We start from the raw sequence: 3,028 nt of genomic DNA on the forward strand, positions 1-3,028 counted from the left end.
CGGTTGGGATGATTTAAAATGTGCAATAATTAATTTTTGTTTTTATGAATCATGAGAGAGGCCAGTAATACCAATGAGTTCATGGTTTTCTCAACAAAAAGCCCTTTCTCTAACCAAAACCTGAGAAAATCCTCCCCAAAATTCTCAACTACCCCATCAGGTCGATCAATGCAATCCTCGACATTTTGTTGCTAACCAGCGCTCTGCGATACAAACAAGCACTCCTCCTTTGCATCTTACAACCAAGAACCCGCATAAGAGACTTTTGGACATTAATGAGCTACGCTAACCTCCCTAATAATCGGAATTGACATGAGGAAATGTATGGCAAACCTTAGTTGGAACGCTGAATATTTGTCTAAGGCTGTTGGTGGAACGTTTTCCTCCATCGGTTAGGGGTTACCTCATAACGCTCTTTAAATTTATCTCTGAAAATGAGAACTGAGCTAAACCCTGTTTTTGCAACAATCTGTTCAATAGACAAATCTGTAGATTCAAGTAGATCCTGAGCCAAGTTTAGTCGCTCAGCCGTCAGCCATTCTCCAAATGACATACCTGTAGCTCTATTAAATTTTCTCGTAAAAGTTCGGCGGGACATCATCACTGAATCTGCTAGATCATCCAGTGAATATTTTTGATTGATATCACGCCTGATATTGTCCATTAATGCATTGATACGTGAATCAGATGTCGTCACAGGTATAGGTTGATCGATAAACTGAGCTTGCCCACCATCTCTGTATGGAGGCACAACCATTCTTCTTGCTACTCGGTTCGCAATCGTACTGCTGTAGTATTTTCGGAAAACATACAGACAGCAATCGATACCTGCGGCAGTACCTGCTGAGGTTATCACCCCGCTATCTTCAACATATAAGGCATTCGTATCGAGCGAAACTTCTGGAAAGCGTTGACTAAAATCCTGTTCTAATTCCCAATGTGTCGCAGCTCGTTTCCCCGCTAATAAGCCAGCATAAGCGAGAACATAACCACCAAGACATAAACCGACAACCAATGCGCCTCGGGCATGAGCACGACAGAGAGCATTGAGCAACTTTTCATTAGGGCGCTCGTCAATTGTTCTCCAATAAGGTACAACGATGATGTCGCAATACTCTAGGAAATCAAGCTGCGCCTCGGTATGAATTTCCATACCGATATCAGATAAAATCGGTCCTTCCTCTCCAGCGACAAATTTAAGCTCGAAAAAAGCTTCATTAAGGGTATCTCTTCCAAACACAATGCTAGGGACAGAAATATGAAACGGGCTAAAGCGATTGAAAACAACAACAGCAACGGAAGGAATTTTATGGTTTTCATTGAGATACATAGTTCGTTTCCAAAGTAAAATGCACAGAGCAATGTCAATGAATCACTCTGTGCCGTTATCAACTCTAACTCTGTAGTTGCTTCATAATATCAACCTCATTGAAGTGCGCTCGTTTTTCGATGATTTTGCCGTCTTTAATCTTTAGCTGCATCATCAATGAAAATCGAACCTTCTTCCCTGTTGGCTTCAAATTATGCATAGGTGCCGAATGAACGCCTTCAAATATCATATAACAAGCTACTTTATCATCATGAGCGAAGATGTCATGTATACGGAAAACAAAGCCAGGAAAACCGTCCATATTTCCCTTTTCCTGAGTAAGGAAACCGTTGATATCTAATGGTGTATCTACTTGTGAGTAGAAAGTGAATTGCTCATGGCACATTGAAGCTACTGCATCATAATCATCGCCCTCTATAGCCCTGTAGAAAGACTTCACTAGCTCAATATTTGTCTCAGATGTCATTACCAGCATACTCCTAACATCAAACTAAAGTGTTACTGTTTCACCATCTTCTGGAACAAACACAAAATCGCTAATCATATTTGCAACTGCGTATTCGCGCATTTCTTGAGTCGTTACCAATACATGGTTAACTGCGCCCATATGAGTCGCAACGATTTTTGCTTTAGGAAGTACTTGGTGTGTTTTTAGTACATCTTCTTTACCCATGATAATAGGTCCAAAGCCCAGTACATGCGCCCAGCCAGTATTGAGAATAACGACACCAGGTTGTTCTTTTTTCATGGTTTCTTCTACACTTGGGATCCAAATCGTATCACCAACCACGTACAATTTTTCTTCATCGGCATGAGAGAAGATAACGCCCGTCACTTCACCCAAAATTTCTGCCATTTGTTCATGCTGGAAAGCAGCTTCTGGGCCATGCTGGCAGACTGTACGTGTAAATGAAATACCGTGATATTCAGTCTTTTCAGAGAAAATTTTAACGTTGGTAAAACCTTGTGATAGAAGAATAGCTTCATCACCTTCGTGTTGTACAAAAATCAATTTATCTTTAGGTATCACATTTACTGCTGTTTCATCCCAGTGGTCTGGGTGAGTATGAGTTAGCAAAACTGCGTCCACATTGATGATGCTTTCAATAGGCAAAGGCAATTCAACTGTTGGATTGCGTAAGTGTGAATTTGCTGTTCCTTCAAATCCAGGGTAAGTGCCCTTTGGCGCTAACATTGGGTCAATAAGAAATGTTTTACCTGCATAATCGATGATTTGTGTTGCATTGCGAATTTGTGTGATTTTCATAATTGTGCTCCAGTATTGCTGTGCTTTGCTGTAATGGAGTCATTTTATGCAATAGGATAGACGCTCAAAAGTGGCTTAAAGGACACATAAGGATACTATTGGGACAAAACTTGTCCTTGGTATTGGTTGTTATTAGATAAATTGAGGGAAACTAATAGAAACAGCTTTAATGATCATTAACTGACTTAACACTGTTTGGGGCAGTTTTGCGTTACGATAATCTACCCCGTCAGCAAGCCGTTGGACAAAGGCGAGTTTGGCAGCCGCAAGCAAGTCTCTCTCAAAAAAGGCCGTTTGGCAGTATTGATTTATTGCTTAATGTTCCCAACTGCAAAACGTCGGAATCAAGATGAAACCTTTGTGATAAAATGCGCTTGAATAGATGATATAAAAATTAATTTAAAATAAAGGTATATTTTTTTTAATTAATC

Annotated in this window: 3 protein-coding genes; all 3 read right to left on the reverse strand. The window is 40.2% G+C overall.

All coding sequences use genetic code 11. The features are described 5' to 3' along the window. Window positions 1-358: 358 nt before the first annotated feature. Complete coding sequence (locus CAG68_RS04990; RefSeq protein ID WP_005380680.1) at window positions 359-1,330, reverse strand: GlxA family transcriptional regulator; 972 nt, start codon at window positions 1,328-1,330, stop codon at window positions 359-361. A 64-nt stretch (window positions 1,331-1,394) separates the two neighbouring features. Next, window positions 1,395-1,796: an ester cyclase gene (locus tag CAG68_RS04995; RefSeq protein ID WP_005380679.1), complete on the reverse strand. Its 402-nt coding sequence runs from the start codon at window positions 1,794-1,796 to the stop codon at window positions 1,395-1,397. Window positions 1,797-1,820: 24 nt separating this feature from the next. Further along, a complete protein-coding gene (locus CAG68_RS05000) occupies window positions 1,821-2,597 on the reverse strand; it encodes an MBL fold metallo-hydrolase (RefSeq protein ID WP_005380678.1) in 777 nt (258 codons plus the stop codon). Window positions 2,598-3,028: the final 431 nt, after the last annotated feature.

Origin of the sequence: Vibrio sp. V42_P2S4T144, from assembly GCF_009904715.1 — a bacterium.
In the GTDB taxonomy this organism is placed as follows: Bacteria; Pseudomonadota; Gammaproteobacteria; order Enterobacterales; family Vibrionaceae; genus Vibrio; species Vibrio alginolyticus.